Source organism: Desulfatiferula olefinivorans (assembly GCF_054657895.1).
This window is the reverse complement of the sequence record NZ_BAAHXV010000012.1, coordinates 103,257-123,316: the sequence shown is the minus strand read 5'-3', so window position 1 is coordinate 123,316 and position 20,060 is coordinate 103,257. Positions and strand designations below refer to the sequence as shown.

General features: G+C 58.0%; 17 protein-coding genes. 10 read left to right on the top strand and 7 right to left on the bottom strand.

Annotated elements, in window-relative coordinates; translation table 11 throughout:
- Positions 1 to 29: 29 nt before the first annotated feature.
- The 7 genes from ACYQ11_RS10930 to ACYQ11_RS10900 all read left to right on the top strand — a co-directional run bounded on the left by ACYQ11_RS10930 (position 30) and on the right by ACYQ11_RS10900 (position 6,153).
- Entirely contained in the window at positions 30 to 767 is a 738-nt protein-coding gene (locus tag ACYQ11_RS10930; protein ID WP_459923818.1) for an AAA family ATPase, read from the top strand.
- Between the two features lie 28 nt (positions 768 to 795).
- Positions 796 to 1,557, top strand: a complete 762-nt coding sequence (locus ACYQ11_RS10925) for a cyclase family protein (RefSeq protein ID WP_459923817.1) — start codon at positions 796 to 798, stop codon at positions 1,555 to 1,557.
- Positions 1,558 to 1,594: 37 nt separating this feature from the next.
- Entirely contained in the window at positions 1,595 to 2,005 is a 411-nt protein-coding gene (locus ACYQ11_RS10920) for an NUDIX domain-containing protein (protein ID WP_459923816.1), read from the top strand.
- 326 nt (positions 2,006 to 2,331) lie between these two features.
- A complete protein-coding gene (locus ACYQ11_RS10915; RefSeq protein WP_459923815.1) occupies positions 2,332 to 2,763 on the top strand; it encodes a hypothetical protein in 432 nt (143 codons plus the stop codon).
- Positions 2,764 to 2,768: 5 nt separating this feature from the next.
- Entirely contained in the window at positions 2,769 to 2,969 is a 201-nt protein-coding gene (locus ACYQ11_RS10910) for a hypothetical protein (protein WP_459923814.1), read from the top strand.
- Between the two features lie 577 nt (positions 2,970 to 3,546).
- Positions 3,547 to 5,067: a hypothetical protein gene (locus tag ACYQ11_RS10905; RefSeq protein WP_459923813.1), complete on the top strand. Its 1,521-nt coding sequence runs from the start codon at positions 3,547 to 3,549 to the stop codon at positions 5,065 to 5,067.
- A gap of 159 nt (positions 5,068 to 5,226) precedes the next feature.
- Positions 5,227 to 6,153 carry a transposase gene (locus ACYQ11_RS10900; RefSeq protein WP_459923812.1) on the top strand — a complete coding sequence of 309 codons (927 nt, stop codon included), beginning with the start codon at positions 5,227 to 5,229 and terminating at the stop codon, positions 6,151 to 6,153.
- Between the two features lie 296 nt (positions 6,154 to 6,449).
- Here the strand turns inward: ACYQ11_RS10900 and ACYQ11_RS10895 are convergent, their stop codons facing one another.
- Both ACYQ11_RS10895 and acnB read right to left on the bottom strand, forming a co-directional pair.
- Positions 6,450 to 6,866 carry a hypothetical protein gene (locus ACYQ11_RS10895; protein WP_459923811.1) on the bottom strand — a complete coding sequence of 139 codons (417 nt, stop codon included), beginning with the start codon at positions 6,864 to 6,866 and terminating at the stop codon, positions 6,450 to 6,452.
- An 18-nt stretch (positions 6,867 to 6,884) separates the two neighbouring features.
- Positions 6,885 to 9,401: a bifunctional aconitate hydratase 2/2-methylisocitrate dehydratase gene (gene acnB, locus ACYQ11_RS10890; RefSeq protein ID WP_459923810.1), complete on the bottom strand. Its 2,517-nt coding sequence runs from the start codon at positions 9,399 to 9,401 to the stop codon at positions 6,885 to 6,887.
- A 157-nt stretch (positions 9,402 to 9,558) separates the two neighbouring features.
- On the opposite strand from acnB, the gene ACYQ11_RS10885 reads away from it, so the two are divergent.
- Positions 9,559 to 9,951 carry a pancreas/duodenum homeobox protein 1 gene (locus ACYQ11_RS10885; protein WP_459923809.1) on the top strand — a complete coding sequence of 131 codons (393 nt, stop codon included), beginning with the start codon at positions 9,559 to 9,561 and terminating at the stop codon, positions 9,949 to 9,951.
- A 33-nt stretch (positions 9,952 to 9,984) separates the two neighbouring features.
- Here ACYQ11_RS10885 and ACYQ11_RS10880 read toward each other — a convergent pair whose 3' ends face one another.
- A complete protein-coding gene (locus ACYQ11_RS10880; RefSeq protein WP_459923808.1) occupies positions 9,985 to 10,383 on the bottom strand; it encodes a YkgJ family cysteine cluster protein in 399 nt (132 codons plus the stop codon).
- Positions 10,380 to 14,312 (bottom strand): response regulator, encoded by a 3,933-nt coding sequence (locus ACYQ11_RS10875; RefSeq protein WP_459923807.1) that lies wholly within the window; start codon positions 14,310 to 14,312, stop codon positions 10,380 to 10,382. Before ACYQ11_RS10875 ends, ACYQ11_RS10880 begins: the two co-directional genes overlap by 4 nt.
- Positions 14,313 to 14,803: 491 nt before the next feature.
- Between ACYQ11_RS10875 and ACYQ11_RS10870 the strand changes: the two genes are divergently transcribed.
- Positions 14,804 to 15,703 (top strand): 1-acylglycerol-3-phosphate O-acyltransferase, YihG family, encoded by a 900-nt coding sequence (locus ACYQ11_RS10870; RefSeq protein WP_459923806.1) that lies wholly within the window; start codon positions 14,804 to 14,806, stop codon positions 15,701 to 15,703.
- Positions 15,704 to 15,946: 243 nt separating this feature from the next.
- On the top strand, positions 15,947 to 16,582 hold the full coding sequence (locus ACYQ11_RS10865; RefSeq protein ID WP_459923805.1) for a hypothetical protein: 636 nt from the start codon (positions 15,947 to 15,949) through the stop codon (positions 16,580 to 16,582).
- A 7-nt stretch (positions 16,583 to 16,589) separates the two neighbouring features.
- Here the strand turns inward: ACYQ11_RS10865 and moaA are convergent, their stop codons facing one another.
- The 3 genes from moaA to hemC are packed head-to-tail and all read right to left on the bottom strand — an operon-like array spanning position 16,590 to position 20,060.
- Positions 16,590 to 17,591, bottom strand: coding sequence for a GTP 3',8-cyclase MoaA (gene moaA / locus ACYQ11_RS10860; protein ID WP_459923804.1), 1,002 nt, complete (start codon positions 17,589 to 17,591; stop codon positions 16,590 to 16,592).
- Positions 17,592 to 17,605: 14 nt separating this feature from the next.
- On the bottom strand, positions 17,606 to 19,132 hold the full coding sequence (gene cobA / locus ACYQ11_RS10855) for a uroporphyrinogen-III C-methyltransferase (RefSeq protein WP_459923803.1): 1,527 nt from the start codon (positions 19,130 to 19,132) through the stop codon (positions 17,606 to 17,608).
- On the bottom strand, positions 19,113 to 20,060 hold the full coding sequence (gene hemC / locus ACYQ11_RS10850; protein WP_459923802.1) for a hydroxymethylbilane synthase: 948 nt from the start codon (positions 20,058 to 20,060) through the stop codon (positions 19,113 to 19,115). The genes cobA and hemC overlap by 20 nt, the downstream gene beginning before the upstream one ends.

The window sequence follows — 20,060 nt, the reverse complement described above, 5'->3', positions numbered from 1 at the left end:
GGGGTTCCGGCTGAAACGGATTCCGATCGATGACGCACGCCATAACGAACGACCCCATGACCAATCCCTTTCTGACCCGGACGGATCAGCGGACCTTTTATGTCTATCCCGCCTGGAATCAGCGCCTTCACATGATCATGCGCCTGTTCGACGGTCCCAGCCGCCTTCTTCTGGTCATCGGTGAGCCGGGCAGCGGCAAGACCCTCATGATGCAGCAGTTTCTGGCCCAGGACGAGAAAAACTGGAAATCCTGCCGGATCAATGCCCACGACGAGGCCGATCCCACGGCGGACGAAAAGGTCCGGACCATGACGGAACATCGGGCCTTCATGCATTCAGGCCGGCAGTGGCCCGTGGTGATGATGGACGATGCCCATGTCCTCACCGCCGCCGAACTGACCTTTCTGATCCGTCTGACCGGAATCAAGGGATACCAGCGCCGGTTGGGCAAACTGGTGCTGTTCGGCGAACCCGTTCTCCCGGCCCATGTGTCGGAACTGTCCGGACTGATTCCTGAAGCCGGGGCGGTGGAGAGGGTGTTTATGCCGCACATGACGCCGTCGGAAACTTCCGCCTACGTCAAGCTTCGCCTCCGCGCTTCGGGGGCTAAGGACGCGTCGTTTTTTACCGCCTCGGACATCGAGCGGATTCACGAAGAATCCGGCGGCTGTCCCGGGATGATCAACCGGTCTGCGGCCCGTCTGTTCGAAAAGAAACATAGCGACGGGGGCCGGCTGAAATCGTTTTTCAAACAGTTTTTTCCTTGACCTGCAGCAACGGGTCTGAGGGGGTACCATGAACATCATCGATCTGAGCGTGACACTGGACAACAATAAAAGCTGGGCTCCCTGGTGGGCACGAAACAAGGTGGTGCGCCAGGGACACGTTTTTGGTCGCCTGGCCGTCTGGTTTCTTTTCGGACTCAGACCCTCGTTTCTGAAAAACGGACTGGGCTGGGCCAATGACACCATCCGTCTGTCCTCCCACGGAACCACCCACCTGGACGCTCCCTGGCACTACGGCCCCCTCAGTGAAGGAAAACCCGCCAAAACCATCGATGAAATCCCCCTGGAATGGTGTTTCAGCGACGGCGTCATGCTCGACATGAGCCACAAACGCGACGGCGAGGCGGTCCGTGCCCGTGACGTGAAAGAAGCCCTCGAGAAAATCAACTACACCATAAAACCCATGGACATCGTTCTGATCCGAACAGGAAATGATCAGATGCTCGGCACGCCGGAGTATTTTACCAAGGGCGTGGGGGTCAACGCCAACGCCACCCGGTTTCTCCTGGAACAGGGTGTTAAAATCACCGGTATCGATTCCTGGGGCTGGGACCTGCCGCTTCCCTACATGGCTGAAAAAGCCAAACGGACCCGGGACAAGGAGTTCTTCTGGGAATCCCATTACGTGGGGGTAGAAAAAGAATACTGCCATATCGAACGCCTGACCAATCTGGACAAGCTGCCGCCCTTCGGTTTCAAGGTCTGCTGCTTCCCCTTGAAAATCAAGGGGGGCTCGGCCGGTCCGGCCCGGGTGGTCGCCATGCTCGAATGAACGGACGACACCTCAAACGGCCTGAAGGACATCGGTTTTGAAGAAAAGCATCGAGTGCTGGATCTACGACACGACGACGGAGCGGTTTCTTTTGCTTCAGTGCCCGGAAAACGACCGGCACAAAGCCTACTGGCAGCCGGTCACCGGCGGCATCGAAGCGGGGGAGGACGGTCTTGCAGCCTGCATCCGGGAAATTCGCGAAGAGACCGGCGCCATGGTTGAGGCCCCCAAGATCCGGATGCTTCTCGACGGATTTCGTGTCTACAGCAACGAGAAAGAACTCCACAAAACCGTCTTTCTGCTGGAAACCCCCGGCATGGCCGTGACCGTCTCCGACGAGCATATCGGCTATCGCTGGGCCTGTCCCGACGAGGTCGGCGATCTGCTTTTGTGGGGCAGCAACCGGATCACCTTCGGCCGTGTGCTCCGGTATCTGGGATTGTCCTGATCGTTCTGCGAAATTACCACGTACCATTTCCTTGATGAACTCGTAAAAAGTCATCAAAGGACGGCAAAGAAAAAAGTTCGAGTTCAAGGCGTCGCGAATCCCGAGGAATGAGGCGTACTTAGGGTACGCCGCAGTGACGAGGGATGAAGCGCAACGCAGAAATCGGGCTTTTTACGAAGCCGTCATTTCCTTAACCTCTCTGGAGGGGCAAAGCAAGGCGTGCACATCATTCGATTGTCCTGCTTCGGATTGTTCAACCTTTACAAAAAGGTTGAAGGCATGGATAATAAGCGAAATCGTTTTTTATTTTGATAAAAGGGAATTTCATGCGAGTGTATCTCGATAATTGCTGCTTCAACAGGCCCTTCGATGACCAAGGGTCTTTGACCATAAGGATTGAAACCGAAGCCAAATTGGACATCCAGGATAAAATCAAGAACGGGCTGATTTCACTCGGCTGGTCATATATCCTCGATTTCGAAAACAGAGCTAATCCGTTTGTCGAAAGGCAGATTGAAATTCTCAGATGGAAGGAGCTTGCGAGCTTCTATACGGATGAAACGGATAGCATCCTATGCAAAATGGACGAATTGGTGGGTATTGGTCTCAAGCCTATCGATGCCTTGCATGTGGCCTGCGCCGTTTACATGAAGTGCGATTATTTTATTACGGTAGATAAGGGCATTTTAAAAAAATCAAATGAAATATCAAGTGTTAAGGTTGTTAGTCCAATAGCCTTGATTTCTGAATGGGATTAAATGCGATGAAAACAGACACGGAAATAAAAATTCAAGGCCTTGAAATATTAAACAGGCATCTTGGCATGGTTGAAACGGAAAAATTTATTGCTCTCATCCAACGGGAGCGAATGGATTATACAACATGGCGACGGGGTTTGTTCGAAGGCATGACCGGGCGCGACATCAGCAAGAAAGCCATGGCCATGACGAAGAAAAACGATTAAGGGACTCGGGAAATTCTAATATACCTGGATCGCGCCCGGATTTGTGTCAGGTTTGTGCGAGTCGATTGAGCAAAACCGGAGGATTAGTGTTGCTAATTCGAGGATTTTGCGATTGAGACTCGCGCAAAGATGGCATGAAGCAGGGATGCGTGATGGTAAATTGGAATTTTCCGAGTCCCTAAGTCTGTTTTGACCATCCATCCCACCCATGAACCGCCTTAAGAAATAGATTCGTTTGGATTCTGTGCACTATGCCGTGGTCTGCTTTTTTACAGGATTTCCTTATACGATCAGTCGATAGAAAAATGGTTGTTACTTAGAAGTCAATGTTTGGATGCTTCGAAAAATGTTCGAGATCAAGGCTTGCGAAGCCCGAGGAATAGGCGTACTTCGGGTACGCCGCAGTGACGAGGCGCAGATATCGGACGTTTTATGAAGCCGGCAAAAATGACTTGACGGCGTTTGATGTCATGACATACGGTAAAAAATCGTCTTTCCCGTGGGGGGAGGAGACCGTCTGAAAGGCCTGGAGCCCCTGAGCCCGGCCGATTTCGAAAGCAAGGGAGGAGCATTCAACATGAGGGCATACGCACGCAGCTACCGGATCCATGCGGGGATCCTTTCGGGACTCATGGCGCTGATCATGACGGCATCGGGATGCGGGTTGTCCCGGGGACAATCGGCGGACATGGCGGCGGCGGCCCAGGCGCTGAGCAACAACCAGACCCCCCGGGGCATGGTGGCGCTGGCCGAAGAAAGCATGAAAACGGCCCATGACGAGGCCCTCGATTACTATGCCCCGACCTTCCTTTCCACGGCGGAAAAACATCTGAAAAAAGCCCAGAGCCTGATGATCAAAGGCGGGGATGACGTGACGGTGGCGGCCGAGGCCCTGGCCGCCCGCAAAGCCATCGCCCAGGGGCTGGTTGTCAAGCAGACCGTCATCCGGCAGCTGTCCGACGTGTTTGCCATGAAGGACCGCCTGGACCAGCTCAAGGCCGATGTCCACGCCCGGGACGATTACGACCGCCGGATGGACCAGATCCGCAAGCTGATCGCCTGCATCGAAAAGGGCGATCAGACGGCCGTGGACAAGAAAAAGCCCGAGGCTCTGGAGGACATGCGGGCCCTTGAAGTCGCCGTGGTCAAAAAAGTCGTTCTGGCCGAGGCCCGGGATTACCTGGCCCGGGCCCGGAAAATCGACGCGGGCAAACTGTCCCCCAAAACCTGGAAAACCGCCGAAGATACCCTCCAGCGGGCCCGGGTGTTCATCGAATCCTTTCCCCGGGATGAGGCGGGGGTGGCCAAGGCCGGCAAGGAGGCCCTTCTGGCCTGCCGGCATGCCTATTTCGTGACCCGCGAAGTGATCACCATCAGGGAAATGGACAAGGACGCCTTCGAAAACCTGGTCCTCAACATCGAAACCATGCTGGATCGTGTTCGCCTGGGCCTCGAGCACGAGGATGTCCGCCACATGTCGTTGCACGATCAGTCCGTGGCCCTTGCCTCATCCGCCGAAGCCCTTTCCCGGAAGCTTTCCGCATGCAGCCGCGAACCCTTGTCCGTGGCGGTTTTACCCGTCCCGGCCCCGACGGCGGCCGCGATTCCGTCCCCGGAGCCTGTTGAGCCCTCCGTGGCCCCTGAGCCCGCTCCGGAACCCGACCCGACGGAGCCGCCGACCCTGGCCGATGACCTGTCGCCTGTGAACGATGAGGGCGTTGAACCCGTGACACCCGATTCGATCACGCCTGACCCGGCCGCCACCACGGCCGCCGATCCGGCCCCGGTCGAAAGCCCCGACGAAAACCTCGATCCGGCAACGGCCCCGATGGAGGATCTGTATCTGACCGACGAAGAACGTGAGCAGCTCCGCCTGAACATCGCCCCGGCCGTCGATGCGGCCCCTGTCCCGACCGAGCCGAACATGGATCTACCTGCATCATCACAGACCGTCGAGCCCCTCGACACCGGCATTCCCGCAGAGCATGCTCCGGGCCGGGATGCTACATCGATTCCGCCCCCTCCGACGCCACTTCCCTTGCCGGACCACGCCGCCGCCTTCGACCCACCCGCAACGCCGTCGCCGCCGTCCATCTGACCTGCGGGCTTCTTAGTCGCAGAACCCAGCCGGTGTCCATTCCTTCAAAATTGAAAAGGGACATGCAAATTATTATCATTTCAATCTTTACAATTTCATGCCCCTTATGATAAGGTCTCCGCAAAACAACATCCTTCCATCCTTCCGGAGGAGCCGCCCATGCCGCGCACCACCCGCATGCTCGTCAAAGATCAGAAAAGCGTCTATCACGTCATCACACGGACCGCTCTGGACGGTTTTCCGTTCGGCACCGTGGAAAAAGACCGTTTCGTTTCGATCCTTAAATTTTTTTCCAGGATTTATTTTACCGAAATTCTCGGATACGCCGTGATGGACAACCATGTACACATTCTTGTAAAGATGCTGCCGCATTCGGGCTATACCGATGGAGATATCGAGACCCGTTACAAGATTAAATACGGGAACGAGGCCGTCTTTCCCGTAGGCCGTCTGGAACATTTCAGGAAAAAATGGGCAAGTCTGTCTGAATTCATTCGGGAGGTCAAACAGACCTTTTCGCGTTATTACAACAAATCCAAAGGTCGGAAGGGCACCCTTTGGGGAGAGAGGTTCAAGAGCGTGATCATCGAAAAGGGTGAAACGCTGGTTCACTGCCTGGCCTACATCGACCTGAACGCCGTACGTGCGGGGATAGTAAAACGCCCCGAGGAGTACCGCTGGTGTTCGCTGGGATACCACAGTCAGACTGGGAACCGGGAAGGTTTTCTTTCTACGGATTTCGGGTTGGCTGAATTTGGAGACATGGACGAGGCCGAGCGGTATCGCCGCTATCGCCGCTATGTATATGAAGCCGGTGCTTTGGAACAAAGCGGCGGAAAAAACCGCAAGACGATTGACAAGGCTTTAATTAAGCAGGAACGTGAACGGAATTTCGAACCCAGTCGAATCGATCGGTTCATGAGCCGCACTCGATTCTTCACCGATTCCGGCGTCATCGGCAGCCGGGCCTTTGTGGCCGAACATTACCGACAGTTCAAACATGTGTTTCAGTGCAAGCACGAGAAAAAGCCCAAGCCCATCAAAGGGCTTGACGGCATTTATTCGCTCAAACGGCTGACATCGTAGCCATTTCCTAACCATTATTTTAACGACATGACGCTTCCCCGGCAGAACAGGACGGGAGAGCTGTTTCTTTTTTTGGAAAAGCCACAGGAATCATTCGTTTGCGTTTTTGTTTTTCTGCCGCTCCCATCGCAAATGGTTTTGCCGAAGGCGAATTCAGTGTTTTTTTGATTGCTTCTTTTCGGGTGTGATTACCTGGTAAGGGGTCTGATTCGACTGTGGTATAATTTGACTGTCCCTACTGTCCCTAAATTTTCTGCGGAGTGTGAATGGCCGGGTAACACGCTTGTCGAAGGCATTCAAGCGTCCGACTGACCGGTGACCTCGTCGATGAAGCGGGTGATGTTTGTTTTGAGTTCCGGGGTGATGGTTTGGTCGTAAAGGCGGAGGAAGGAAAGGGTCTGGTCGAACAGGGCGGGGGCCTGGTTTCGGAGGGTGATGATTTCGACTTTGAGATCGATGCAGAACAAAAGGACGAACTCCAGCCAGGCGTCGTAGTCGTCGAGGCCGGCCCCGAGGCTGCTGAGCAGCCTCAGGGTATAGGCGTATCGGAGTTTTTGGATGTCTTCCCGGTAGCGGGGATGGGTGGCCATGCAGTCATTGGTCAGGTAGACGGCGTTTTTGAACATCCGTGCCTGGTCCTGGCCGACGGGATGGTCGAAGGCGCTCTCGAACAGCGTGAGTGCATTGACAATGTCCGGCGGGAGATCGGTCATGGCGTTAATCCTCACAAATCAGGCCGTGTGAAAGGCCAGGTAACGGTAAATATCCGTCCGGGCGTCTTCGAGAATGCGTGCGGCCTCCTGATACTCGGACACCCGGGGCAGGCGGCCGAGGACGGCGGCAAGGGCCGACAGTTCGGCGGAGGCCAGGTAGGCATCGGCCCCGTCTCCCATGCGGTTGGGGAAATTCCGGGTGGAGGTGGACACCACGGTGGCCCCGGGTTTGACGCGGGCCTGGTTGCCCATGCACAGGGAGCATCCGGGGATTTCGATGCGGGCGCCGGCCCGTCCGAAAATACTGTAGACCCCTTCATTCTTCAGTTGGTCCGCGTCCATGCGGGTGGGGGGCGTCAGCCAAAGGGTGGTCGGGAGCGGCTTTCCGAAACGGTCGATGATCCGGGCTGCGGCCCGGAAATGGCCGATGTTGGTCATGCATGAACCGATGAACACCTCGTCGATGGGCGTACCGGCCACCTCGGACAAAAGTTTGACGTCGTCCGGATCGTTGGGGCAGGCCAGGATGGGCTCGGTGATCTGGGTCATGTCGATGTCGATGATTTCGGCGTAGTCTGCGTCGGCATCGGCTTCGAGCAGGTTGGGTGCGGCCAGCCAGGCTTCCATGGCGGCGATCCGGCGCTCAAGGGTTTCGGTGGTGCGGTAGCCTTTGGCGACCATGTCCTTGAGCAGCGCCGCGTTGGAGGCCAGGTACTCGGCCACAGGGGCAATGTCGAGCTTGAAGGTGCAGGCGGCGGCGGACCGTTCGGCCGATGCGTCGGTAAACTCGAAGGCCTGTTCCACGGTGACGGTTTCCAGGCCTTCGATTTCAAGAATCCGTCCTGAGAACACATTCTTTTTTCCTTCTTTGGGTACCGTCAACAGGCCCCTTTGAATGGCCGCGTAGGGGATGGCGTTCACCAGATCCCGGAGGGTGATACCCGGCTGCATGGTTCCGTGGAAACGGACCAGGACCGATTCGGGCATGTCCAGCGGCATGATGCCCAGGGCCGCGCCGAAGGCCACCAGGCCTGATCCGGCCGGAAAACTGATGCCGATGGGAAACCGGGTGTGGGAATCACCGCCGGTGCCCACCGTGTCGGGCAGGATCATGCGGTTCAGCCAGGGGTGGATTACCCCGTCTCCGGGCTTGAGCACCACCCCGCCCCGGCTGCCGAAGAAGTCGGGCATGGTGGTGTGCATGACGATATCGACGGGCTTGGGATAGGCGGCGGTGTGACAGAAGGACTGCATCACCAGATCGGCGGAAAATTCCAGGCAGGCCAGTTCGGTCAGCTCATCCCGGGTCATGGGACCGGTGGTGTCCTGGGAACCCACGGTGGTCATCACGGGTTCGCAGTAGGCGCCGGGGCGAACGCCGTCGAGGCCGCAGGCCCGGCCGACGATTTTCTGGGCCAGGGTGAACCCCTTGCCGGTGCTTTCGGGGGCGGGGGGCAGGCGGAAAATGGTCGACGGTGCAAGGCTAAGGGCCTCCCGGGCCCTGGCACTGAGGCTTCGGCCGATGATCAGGGGAATGCGTCCGCCGGCCCGGACTTCATCGAGCAGCACCTCGGTTTTCAGGCGGAAGGTCGAGACGGTTTTTCCGCTCTTTTCGTTAACGATCGTTCCCTGGTAGGGGTAAATAGAGATCGTGTCGCCCATGGCGAGACCGGTCACATCGCATTCGATGGGCAGGGCTCCGGCGTCTTCCAGGGTGTTGAAGAAGATCGGGGCGATCTTGCCGCCCAGAACGACGCCGCCCTGGCGCTTGTTTGGCACGAAGGGAATGTCCCGGCCCACGTGCCAGAGAACCGAGTTGGTGGCGGATTTCCGGGAGGAGCCGGTGCCCACCACATCGCCGACAAACACGATGGGCCGGCCTTTTTTCTTGAGTTCCTCGATGGTTTCAAGGGGCCGGTCGACACGGCTTTTCAGCATGCACAGGGCATGAAGGGGGATGTCGGGCCGGCTCCAGGCTTCTGAGGCCGGCGACAGGTCGTCTGTGTTGATTTCGCCGTCGACCTTGAACACGGTCAGGGTGATTTTTTCCGGAATGGTTTCCCGGGAGGTGAACCAGGTCGCCTCGGCCCAGTTGTCGATGACGCGCCGGGCATGGGGATTGTCCTTGGACAGGGCAACGACGGCCTCGAAGGCATCGAAGACCAGAAGGGTGCTTGACAGGGCATCGGCGGCGGCAACGGCCAGGTCGTTTACGGACAGAAAATCCACCAGGGGGCGGACATTGTAACCGCCCAGCATGGTCCCCAGAATCCGGACGGCTTCGAGTCGGGTGATCAGGGGCGATGTCATCGTTTCCCGGGCGAGGGCTTCAAGAATGTGGGCCTTGACCTGGGCTGCCGGGTCCACGCCGGGGGCCACCCGGTTGATCAGAAGGTCTTTGACCAGACTCTCTTTCCCGTCAGGCGGCGATTCGATCAGAGAGGTCAGGTCCCGGACCTGGGATGCGGTCAGTGCCTGGGGCGGCAGGCCCTGGGATTGTCGTTGGTCAACATGGTTCAGATAATCGTCTAACATGAAAGGCGTCTCCCTTAAGTGTCCAGAAAAATGGATTAACAATAATCAAAAGAGGCGCCAAAATCAATATGAACTTTTGCATTTGACCCTCCCGGATGCTTGGTGTATGGTACGCGGACTAAACCATGGATTGTTCGATTATTGATTGAGGAAGACGATGGCAAGCGACCGTTTGAAAGACATTTTTACCGAAGACACCCTGGCCCGGCTGTTCCCCGCCGACCGCTCCGACGCTTTTTTTGACGCCCTGTACGGGGACAAGGACGAAGGGGCCTACGACATCAGCCTGGCCTATGTGGCCAGCGATGACGATATTCTTGAATTTGAACTGAAGCTGGCGCAGCGGCCGGGAAAGTGCCTGGCCTGCAACCTGACCTACGGCCTTCCCGAGGTGTTCGGACGGCATCCCCTGATCAACATCAAGGGACTGGCCAAAGAGATCGAATCGCTGGTGGACGGCCTGAAGATTTCCGGCTGGAAACTCGGCCATACCCGTGAACGCTCGCGCAAGCTCCACACGGTTCCCCTGATCTTCACCCTGGAATCCTGATATCGGCGTCGCCCTTCCCGCCGGGGAAGGGGGTTACCGGTTGTCCCTGCCGCCGGGGCTCAGGATCACACCGGGGCATTCGGCGCAGACCTCCTCAAGATGATCCCTGAAATAGGGCCAGAAGGGAAAGGTCCGGCACTGCTCGGGCCTGACCGGATAGATTCCGCACCCGTTTTTTTTCTCATCGAAAAACACGCAGGCGTAATTGCCGCTGAATTTCAGTTCCCGGATGGACAGTCGATAGCCGACTTTCCTCAGATAACGGGCGATAAAGGTGTCCGTGCCAACGCCCAGATAACCGGCGATGGCCTCGATTTCCCGGGCGTTGACCCAGATGTTTCCCGTCTCGCCGTTGCAGCATCGGCCCGGGCAGGTCCGGCAGGCGTCCGGATCGAAGCGGTAGGGGTAACCGTCGGACGAGAGCAGCGTCATTTGAGCATGCCTGCGACCTGATTGAGGATTTCCCGTGCTTCATCGTAGTTGTAGCGGTTGACCTCTTCCTCCAGGTGGGCGATCAGTTCTCCGACGCCGCTGTCGGCCGGTTCTTTGGCGAACAGCGATTTGACCTTGCTGAAACTGGCGGAGGTTTCCACCGGGTCGGATTCCACCAGGTGGGCGTCCAGGGTCCTGAGAAGGACGCTGACTTCGCCGTTCAGACCGGCCGGGTGTCGTCTGCCTTCCGACGGGTTGTCTGCATCGGTTGACGGGGGTGCTGCGATGGCCTGGCGGATCGAGTCAAAGACCGTGGTCATTTTGTCTTCCACGGTGTTCAGGGCGATCAGGGCCTTGAAGATGTTTTTCTGGGTACAGGCCTCCTCAAGGGCGGCGGCGGCAAGCTTCAGCTCGCCCGCGGAGATGTTGGCCGCGACGCCTTTGAGGGAGTGGGCTTCGATGCGGGCCTTGTCGTATTTTTTTGTTTCGACCAGACTCCGGAAATGGTCCGGAAATCCGGCGTAGTTTTCCATGAACCGGGTCAGGACGGCGTTGAGCACGTCCCAGGAGCCGCCGAGACGGTTGAGGCCTTCACTGATGTTCAGGCCGGGCAGGGAATAGGATTGGCTGTTTTTGAGCGAACCCGTCAGCGGCGCCCCGAGCCCCTTGAGGTGGGAGACGTGTTTGCGGATGGCCGCAAACAGCTGCCCCTTGTCGATGGGTTTGGCTATGTAGTCGTTCATGCCCGCGTCCAGGCAGCGTTCCTTGTCGCCGTACATGGCGTGGGCCGTCATGGCGATGATCGGCAGATCCGTCAGGAAGAGTTCGCCGCGGATCACCCGTGTGGCCTCGATGCCGTCCATGATCGGCATCTGGACATCCATCAGCACGGCGTCGTAACGGTTTTCCTTGAGTCGCGTCAGGGCCTCCCGGCCGTTTTCCGCACGGTCCACGCTGATGCCCGCGGTGGACAGGATTTCCATGGCCACCATCTGGTTGATGGGGTTGTCCTCCACCAGAAGAATCCGCGTGTTGGGGAAGTCTTCGGGAAAGACCCGGTCCGATGACCGTTTTTCAGGCCGGCTCAGGGTGTAACCGAAGATTTCCATGATGGTGTCGAACAGCACCGACTGCTTGACGGGTTTGATCAGAAAGCTTTCGATGCCGATTTCTTTGGCCCGCTGTATTTCGGGTTCGCGGCCGTAGGCGCTGATGACGATGATGGGCGGGGCCGAAGTCCGGGTGTTCTGCTTGATCAGGCGGGCGGCCTCGATGCCGTCCATGCCCGGCAGCTTCACGTCCATCAGGATCAGGCCGAAGGGGCGGTCTGCGTCGATGGCCGCCTCGTATTTTTCCAGGGCCGACTGGGCGTTGGAGGATACATGGGCCTGAAACCCGAAGGCATCCATAAACCGTTTGAGCACAATGGCCGTGGACAGGTTGTCTTCGACGATCAGGGCCCGGGTGCCTTTGAGATTCGGCGGCAGCTCGATGGTTTTGGCGGTTTCGGACAGGCCGGTTTTGAAGATGGCCGTGAAGAAGAAGGTGCTTCCCTTGCCCGGAGCGCTGTTTACCCAGATGTCCCCGTCCATCATGCCCACAATGTTTTTGGAAATGGCCAGTCCCAGGCCGGTGCCGCCGAACCGGCGGGTCATGGAGTCATCCCCCTGCTCGAAGGCGTCGAACAGCGTCCCGATGGATTCCTGGGGAATGCCGATGCCGGTGTCCTTGATGCTGAACAGAAGCTTGGCCGTGGCCTCGCTCTGGGACAGCATCTTGACGGTCAGGCAGATTTCACCGGTGCTGGTGAACTTGAAGGCGTTGCTCAGCAGATTGGCCAGCACCTGACGCAGGCGAAGCGGGTCACTGATCAGCTCCTTGGGGACATCCGGGTCGATGTCGACGATCAGTTCGATGTCCTTGGAGATGCACTTTTCGAGGAACAGATCGGTGACGGCGTCGATCAGTTCGTACAGGTAGAAGGGGATGTATTCGAAATCGAGCTTGCCTGCGTCCATTTTCGAAAAGTCGAGAATGTCGTTGATCAGCTGGAGGAGGGATTTGGACGAGGACCGGACCACCGACAGATACTCGCTCTGCTTGCGGGAAAGGTCGGTGTTCATGATCAGGTCGCTCATGCCGATGATGGCGTTCATCGGCGTCCGGATCTCATGGCTCATGTTGGCCAGAAACGTGCTTTTGGCTTCGTTGGCCGCCTGGGCCTCCCGGGCGGCGGTCTCGGCTTTCCGGCGGGCGCATTCCAAGTCTTTGTTCATTTTCTCGAGGTTTTTGTTGGCCTCTTCGAGCTGACAAGTCCGTTCCTTGACGATTTCTTCAAGATGGGCCCGGTGGCGCATCAGCTCCTTGTTCTGGCGGTTGATTTTCGCCTCGGCCTTCTTCTGGTCGGTGATGTCGGTGATGATCGACAAAATACCTGTCCGGCCGTTGATAGCGATGGGGGTATCCGAGATGATGACGTTGATGATCTCACCGGTGCCCCGGAGCAGTTCGGCTTCGTACTGGCTGGGGATTTCCGTTCCGGCGACGTACTCCTTGAATCGTTTTTTGATCAGGCGTTTGCCCTTCATGGAGTTGGGGAAGAAATCCAGCATTTTCTTGTTGTAGAATTCTTCTTCCGAATAGCCGCTGATCCGAATGATGGCCTTGTTGGCGTAGACCGGCTGGTCAAGCATCCGCACCACGATGCCGTCGTTGGCGTTTTCGACCAGGGTCTTGTATTTCTCGTCGGATTCCCGCAGGGCGATCAGAGCCCGGTTTTTTTCCTCGAGCACATGCTTGAATTTCTCGCCGATGCCGAAGGACAGCAGCAGGACCATCAGACAGGAACCGATCTGGATGCCCCAGACCGCGATGAAGCTGCATTCCATGAATCCGAAGGATCGGAGAGCGGAAAAAAGGGTGCCGAAAATAAACACCGACCAGGCCGCCAGATACATCGGGGCGCTGGGCGCACCCTTGGAATACAGGACGCCCCCGCTGATCAGAAGCGTCGAGATGATCAGAAACACATAAAAGGTCGTGGCCTGGACCATCAGGTGGTAATCGACGACGAACACAGCAAAAACCATGACCAGAAGGCCCAGGTACATGTACCGGAGAACCCGGTCGGTGCGGGGGCTTTCATATTCGGTGTTCAGAAAGGCACGTGTGAACTGGATGCCGAAGACCCCGGCGGCGATCATGAACAGCAGATAGGCGGTGTTGGTCAGGGTCGGGCTGTCGGGCCAGAGGAGCTGGTAAGCCAGTCCGGAATGGGACAGGGTGTGGAAGGCGATGGACAGGGTGAACAGCATCAGGTGCAGGTGGCTGACTTCCCGGGTCGAAAAATAGATAAAGCCGTTGTAGACGGCCATGGCCAGCATGATGCCGTAAAAGATCCACTGGATGGGCATGGCGGCGGCGGCTTCCCGGTTGAAGGCCTGGGGCGTCCAGGCGGTCATGGGCGTGGACAGGGACCCCATGGAGTGGATTTTCAGGTAATAATCATGGATGCCGGGGGGCGTGGAGACGGGGAAAACGATGTTGTGATAATTGACCGGCCAGGAGGTAAAGGGCCGCCGGTCGCCCGCCCGGCTGACGGTAAACCCTGCCTCGGCGTCCGACGAGGGGTCGGGGCTGAACAGGTCGATCTCGTCGATGACCGGATAGCTGAATTCGAGAAACCAGGTCACCGCCTGATCCTGTGAATTGACGGCGGTGAAGGCCAGCCAGAGAGGATGGCGTGAGAATCCGAAGGACGGCCGGTCGCTGTCAACGGGAAGAAAATCGTCATGCCGGGATAGAACATCCGTGATATCAAGATCTTGTTCGTTGCCCTGGTAGTAGGCCAGGCAGGGGCCGAGAATGCGTGAGGAAAAGGTGTTGTCGAGAACCAGGGGCTCAAGGCCCAAGGCGTGTGAGCTGATCATAAGCCATGCAACCGGGAGAACGCAGCGAAGCAAAAATAACGCAACAGCCCGGAGACATTGAATACCAGCCATGAAATACCTTTATCGGTTTGAGAGACCGTGAATGTTCAGTGATTGTTCATGTCGACAATAATGGATAGGCCAGGGAGTGTCAAGGGCAAAGATCGGCGTGTATTATTTGGCAGTTATCCGCCGTAGAGCACCGGCGGAGCACCCGGGAGAGACCCTGGGGGCGGGGTGACATATTATGTATAGCGGCAGACAATGATTGACTGTGTCCTGCCTTTCCCCCGGAGCGGGGTAAGCCATGATTGCTTGAAAAATGAGGGGGATTGTCCGGCTTGCCGACAATTAGGGCGTCATGGTATAAGATTTGCTTAAAATTTGAGGCGTTTTGAGGCCGATCGCGGTGACGGCAGGTGAGCCGGACGGGCATCGCCCGAATTGCCGCGTCGACCGGGTTTGTCATGTCTCACAAAGAGGGGGTTGTTATGCTTTCGTTTTTGCCGGGGCCGGTTCGTGCCGTATTTTCCCTGCTGCTGTTTACCGTCAATACCGTGTTCTGGATCGGACCGCTTCTGGTCATGTCCCTGTCGAAACTGCTCATTCCGTTTAAATTCTGGCAGTATCTTTCACGGCTGGTCATCGACTTCATTGCCACCTGCTGGGTGGATTTCAATAATTTCAACATCCGGCTGATGCACAAGATCAAAATCGAGGCCACGGGACTCGAGGCCCTTTCCAAGAAAGACTGGTATGTGGTGGTCTCCAATCATCAGTCCTGGGTGGATATCCTGATTCTCCAGAAGCTGCTTCTCCGGCGTATACCCTTTCTCAAGTTTTTTCTGAAACAGGAACTGATCTGGGTGCCTCTGATGGGGCTGGCCTGGTGGGCCCTGGATTTTCCGTTCATGAAACGCTATTCCCGAAGTTTTCTGGAAAAGTATCCCCACCTGCGCGGCAAGGATATTGAAATCACCCGCAAAGCCTGCGAAAAGTTCAAGACCATTCCCGTCTCCATCGTGAATTTCATGGAAGGCACCCGGTTTACCCCTGAAAAACACAGACGGCAGCAATCGCCCTACTCCAATCTGCTCAAGCCCAAGGCCGGGGGCATCGCCTTTATTCTGGGTTCCATGGGCTCGATGGTCACCGGCATCGTCAATGTGACCATTGCCTATCCCGACGGTCCCAAGACCTTCTGGCAGTTTCTGTGCGGCCAGGTCCGTCATGTCAAGGTCAATGTGGAGCTGATCCCCGTAAACGAGACCATCATCGGCGATTACTTCGAAGACGAGCGTTTCCGGGACGGCTTTCAGAACTGGGTCAATACCCTCTGGCGTGACAAGGACCGGACGCTGGGCCGCATGCTGACCGACGAGGTCGGTTAAAAAAAAGGCCGGGGAGGGATAGTCCCTCCCCGGTCCATTGTCATTTCATGTTTCCGGATTTGGCGTTGGTCTCCATCGATCTCACACCGTTCCGCCCCGTCCTCCGGCGCTTTCGGAATTGACTCTCCGATGCGCATTGGCTATAATCATCCCGCTTTAAAAAACGGCTGACACAGGCGTGCTGCCGGAAGTCTTTCCATTTCCAGCCGCTCCAATCCCTTGGGTATCCGGTAATGATACCGTTTGTCTTATCCCTCGCCCGATGCCGGGCTGTCTGGTGCCATGATGGAATTCGATATTGAGGATCTGAAAAAGAAATACCGGAAGAAAACCCGGGCCCCCATCGTCGACCTCAGCGAGCTGCAGGTGATGGTTCCCGTCCTTGTGCGTGAAATCTGCCGCCTTGAGCACGAGATGGCCGAGCTTGCCCGCTATGTCAAGGATCTCGAGAAGAAGAAACCCCCCGCGTCGAAAGAAGGCGCCCTGGGAAAAGCCCAGTGGCAGGTGGCCTATGACATGAAAGCCCGGCGATTGATCATCACGCTCAAGGGGGTTTTTGATTACAAAAGCGGCAAACAGGCGTCCAATGCCCTGATCGAGGTGCTTGAACAGGCTGAGAAGGGGTTCGACGTGATCAACGATATTCGGAATCTTTCGGCGATCACGGATATGAAGACGGTGTTTCATCTGCGGAAGGCCCGTTACCATCTGGTTCAGGCCGGCGTGAACCGGACGGTGCGTCTGGTGAGCAACCCGAAGGCGAAGATGGCCCGTTTGTTCGAGACCTATTTCCAGGCGGGCGAGAAAACCATGGTGGTCACGACCATGGAGGATGCCGTTGCCGCCCTTGAGAACGACGGCAGATTTCTTGCCCCCTGAGGCCCGGTCAGCCGCCGATGGAGGCCATGACGTCATGGGGCCCCGGGGCCGTGCCCTGGCCCAGGGCGTGTTTCTCATGCTTGATCCGGGCGGCGGTCCGGAACAGGGCCGCCAGTGCCTCGTCGTCGGCTCCGCTTCGAAGCACCGGCGCGATGGAAAGGGTCTCGTCCGAAAGCAGGCACAGTCTCAGGCGGCCGTCGGCCGTCAACCTGATCCGGTTGCAGGTTTTGCAGAAATGGTCGCTGACCGGACTGATCAACCCCACCTCACCAAGCGCCCCCCGGATGCGGAAACGCCGGGCCGGCCCGTCCAGTCTGTCGGAAACCACCGGGTCGAGGGGACCCACCGTTTCGATGATGTTTCGGATATCGGGCGTCAAAAGATTCCGGCGCGGATCGAGCTCGGGATGGCCGATGGGCATGTATTCGATGAAGCGTACATGGAGGGGCAGGGTCAGGGTCAGCCGGGCGAAATCGGCCAGTTCGTCCTCGTTGATGCCGGGGAGGGCCACCACATTGATTTTGATCGGTGAAAAGCCCATGTCAAGGGCCTGCATGATCGCGGCCCAGACCCGGTCAAACCCGTCGTGGCCGGTGATGGCCCGGAATCGTTCGGGTTTCATGGAATCCAGGCTGATGTTCAGGCGTGTGATGCCCGCCCGGCGGATCTGCGAAAGATGGTCTGAGAGCAGGATGCCGTTGGTGGTCAGGGAGACATCGTCAAGCCCGGGGACGGCGGTCAGCCGTTCAAGAAAATCCGTGATGCCCCGGCGGACCAGCGGTTCACCGCCGGTCACGCGGATCTTGTTGATGCCGAGCCGGACGCCCACCCGGACGAGGCGGAGAATTTCTTCATAACGCAGAATGTCACTGTGGCTGAGCTTGGGATACGGCTCATGGGAGACGCAGTAGATACACCTGAGGTTGCATTTGTCCGTGACCGAAATCCGAAGGTAGTTCAGGGTCCGGTTGTACCGGTCGACCAGTGTCCCATGGGCCTTGTCGTTCACAAAAACACACCCCCTCAAGCGGACTGGTAATACGCAAGAATCGCATCGACAAGGCCCGGAATGGTGTAGTTGTCCGCACAGACAGACACATGGAAGCCCAGGCTCCGGGCCGTGTCGGCCGTGATGGGGCCGATGCAGGCCACCGTGACGTTTTTCATCAGATCGGCGGTTTCGTCCGGGGGAAGCAGGGCAGCAAAATTCCGGACCGTTGACGAGCTGGTAAAGGTGACCGCGTCGATGTCGCCGCTGCGGAGCCGGTCGAGCAGGCTGTCGGCCTGGTCCCGGACCTCCAGGGTCTGATAGGCCGCGACTTCGTTGACCCGGGCCCCCATTTTCCGGAGTTCCTCGGGCAGAATCGGACGGGCTTCAAGAGCCCTGGGGATCAGAATCCGACGGCCGTTTACGGCCTGGTGTTCAAACGCTTCGACCACCGACTCGGCCCGGTAGGTGTCGGGCATGATGTCCGTGTTCAGACCGAAATCCCGGAGACGCCGGGCCGTGGCCGGGCCGATGCAGGCGGTTTTGACGGTGTGCAGGCGCCGGACATCGTAACCTAAGGCGAACAGGCGCTCGAAAAAGAAATGCACGCCGTTGACACTGGTGAACACCAGCCAGTCATAGCTTGAGATCTCTTCGATGGCGTTGTCCATGGGGCCGGTATCCGGGGCGTCCGTCACGCGGATCGAGGGCGCCTCGATACAGGCCGCACCCAGATCGGACAGGCTTTTCACCAGATCGCTGGCCTGTTTGCGGGCCCGGGTCACCACGATGCTTTTGCCGAACAGAGGCCTGTTTTCGAACCACTGCATGGTGTCGCGCAGCGACACCACCTGGCCGACCACGATGATCGACGGGGACTTGAGCCCGGCCTGACGGACCCGTTCCACAATGGTGTCAAGGGTTCCGGTGACGGTTTGCTGGCGGGCCGTGGTTCCCCACCGGACCAGGGCCACGGGGGTATCCTGGGGCTTGCCGCAGGCGATCAGGCGCTCGACGATCATCGGCAGGTTTTTGACCCCCATGAAGAACACCAGGGTGCCCGATTTAGAGACGGCGGGCCAGTCGATGTTGGAGGATTCCTTTTCCGGATCCTCATGGCCGGTGACCAGGGACAGGGTGGCGGTGAATTTCCGGTGGGTCAGGGGGATGCCTGCATAGGCGGGGGCCGCGATGGCCGACGTAACGCCGGGAACCACCTCGAAGGGAATGCCCGCCTCGACCAGAACCTCGGCTTCCTCACCGCCCCGGCCGAAAATAAACGGATCGCCGCCTTTGAGCCGGGTGACCACCTTTCCTTCCCCGGCCTTTGCCACCAGAAGGGCGTTGATGCCGTCCTGGGACAGGGTGTGATCCCCGCCCTTTTTGCCCACATAGATCATGTCGACCCCGTCCGGGGCATGGCCGAGCAGGGCCGGCGAAGCCAGGTAGTCGTAGACGATCACATCCGCCTTTTCAATGCATTCTTTTCCTTTGACGGTGATCAGCCCGGGGTCCCCCGGACCGGCTCCCACCAGATATACTTTACCGGTTGTCGTTTTCATGGGCCTTTTCTTTCAACTGATCGAGGATGTGGTTCGCCCCCCGGGCAAGGAGGGTTTCGGCGAGGGTGACGCCCAGGGCCGCGCTCTGATCGCAGGGGCCGGACAGGCTGTCTTTGAAGACCCGTGATCCGTCCAGATCCGCCACGAGACCGGTGATGGACAGGGTGTCGCCCGCGATGACGGCATGGGCCGCCACGGGGACCTGGCAGCTGCCTTCCAGCCGGTGGAGGAACGCCCTCTCAGCGGTGACCCCCTGCTCGGTGACAGCATGGTTCAAGGGATCGACCAGGGCCTTGACCCGTGGGTCGTTTTCACGGATCTCAACGCACAGGGCACCCTGGCCCACGGCGGGAAGCATCCGGGTATCGTCCAGAATCTGGGTGATCCGGTTGTCGTAGCCCAGTCTGAGCACGCCGGCAGCCGCCAGGACAATGGCATCGAACTCGCCGTCGTCGAGTTTTTTCAGGCGCGTGTCGATGTTGCCCCGGAGGGGAATGATAACCGCATCAGGCCGGGCGTGGAGAATCTGGGAACTGCGGCGGAGGCTGCTGGTTCCCACCCGGGCGCCTGCGGGAAGGGTGTCGAGCGTATGTCCCTGAGCTGAAATCAGGACGTCCTGGGGATTTTCACGCATCGGAACGGCCGCGATGGTCAGGCCCGGGGGAATGGCTGCGGGCATGTCCTTCATGCTGTGAACGGCCAGGTCAATGGCGCCGGAGAGCAGGGCTTCTTCGATTTCCTTGACGAACAGCCCCTTGCCCCCCACCTTGGCCAGGGGCACGTCCAGGATCTTGTCGCCCTTGGTTTTGATGATGACGATGTCGACGGTCAGATCCGGGTTGTTTTTCAGAATTTCATCTTTGACCCAATAGGCCTGCCACTGGGCCAGCTTGCTGCCCCGGGTTCCGATTTTCAGTGCGGCGCCCAT

Excerpts from the sequence above, each read along its gene's own strand:
- ACYQ11_RS10885 (WP_459923809.1), top strand. The coding sequence starts at position 9,559 with ATGGCAAGCGACCGTTTGAAAGACATTTTTACCGAAGACACCCTGGCC.
- ACYQ11_RS10880 (WP_459923808.1), bottom strand. The coding sequence starts at position 10,383 with ATGACGCTGCTCTCGTCCGACGGTTACCCCTACCGCTTCGATCCGGAC.
- ACYQ11_RS10875 (WP_459923807.1), bottom strand. The coding sequence starts at position 14,312 with ATGATCAGCTCACACGCCTTGGGCCTTGAGCCCCTGGTTCTCGACAAC.
- ACYQ11_RS10925 (WP_459923817.1), top strand. The coding sequence starts at position 796 with ATGAACATCATCGATCTGAGCGTGACACTGGACAACAATAAAAGCTGG.
- hemC (WP_459923802.1), bottom strand. The coding sequence starts at position 20,060 with ATGGGCGCCGCACTGAAAATCGGAACCCGGGGCAGCAAGCTGGCCCAG.
- acnB (WP_459923810.1), bottom strand. The coding sequence starts at position 9,401 with ATGTTAGACGATTATCTGAACCATGTTGACCAACGACAATCCCAGGGC.
- ACYQ11_RS10870 (WP_459923806.1), top strand. The coding sequence starts at position 14,804 with ATGCTTTCGTTTTTGCCGGGGCCGGTTCGTGCCGTATTTTCCCTGCTG.
- ACYQ11_RS10905 (WP_459923813.1), top strand. The coding sequence starts at position 3,547 with ATGAGGGCATACGCACGCAGCTACCGGATCCATGCGGGGATCCTTTCG.
- ACYQ11_RS10910 (WP_459923814.1), top strand. The coding sequence starts at position 2,769 with ATGAAAACAGACACGGAAATAAAAATTCAAGGCCTTGAAATATTAAAC.
- ACYQ11_RS10915 (WP_459923815.1), top strand. The coding sequence starts at position 2,332 with ATGCGAGTGTATCTCGATAATTGCTGCTTCAACAGGCCCTTCGATGAC.
- ACYQ11_RS10930 (WP_459923818.1), top strand. The coding sequence starts at position 30 with ATGACGCACGCCATAACGAACGACCCCATGACCAATCCCTTTCTGACC.
- ACYQ11_RS10895 (WP_459923811.1), bottom strand. The coding sequence starts at position 6,866 with ATGACCGATCTCCCGCCGGACATTGTCAATGCACTCACGCTGTTCGAG.
- cobA (WP_459923803.1), bottom strand. The coding sequence starts at position 19,132 with ATGAAAACGACAACCGGTAAAGTATATCTGGTGGGAGCCGGTCCGGGG.
- ACYQ11_RS10900 (WP_459923812.1), top strand. The coding sequence starts at position 5,227 with ATGCCGCGCACCACCCGCATGCTCGTCAAAGATCAGAAAAGCGTCTAT.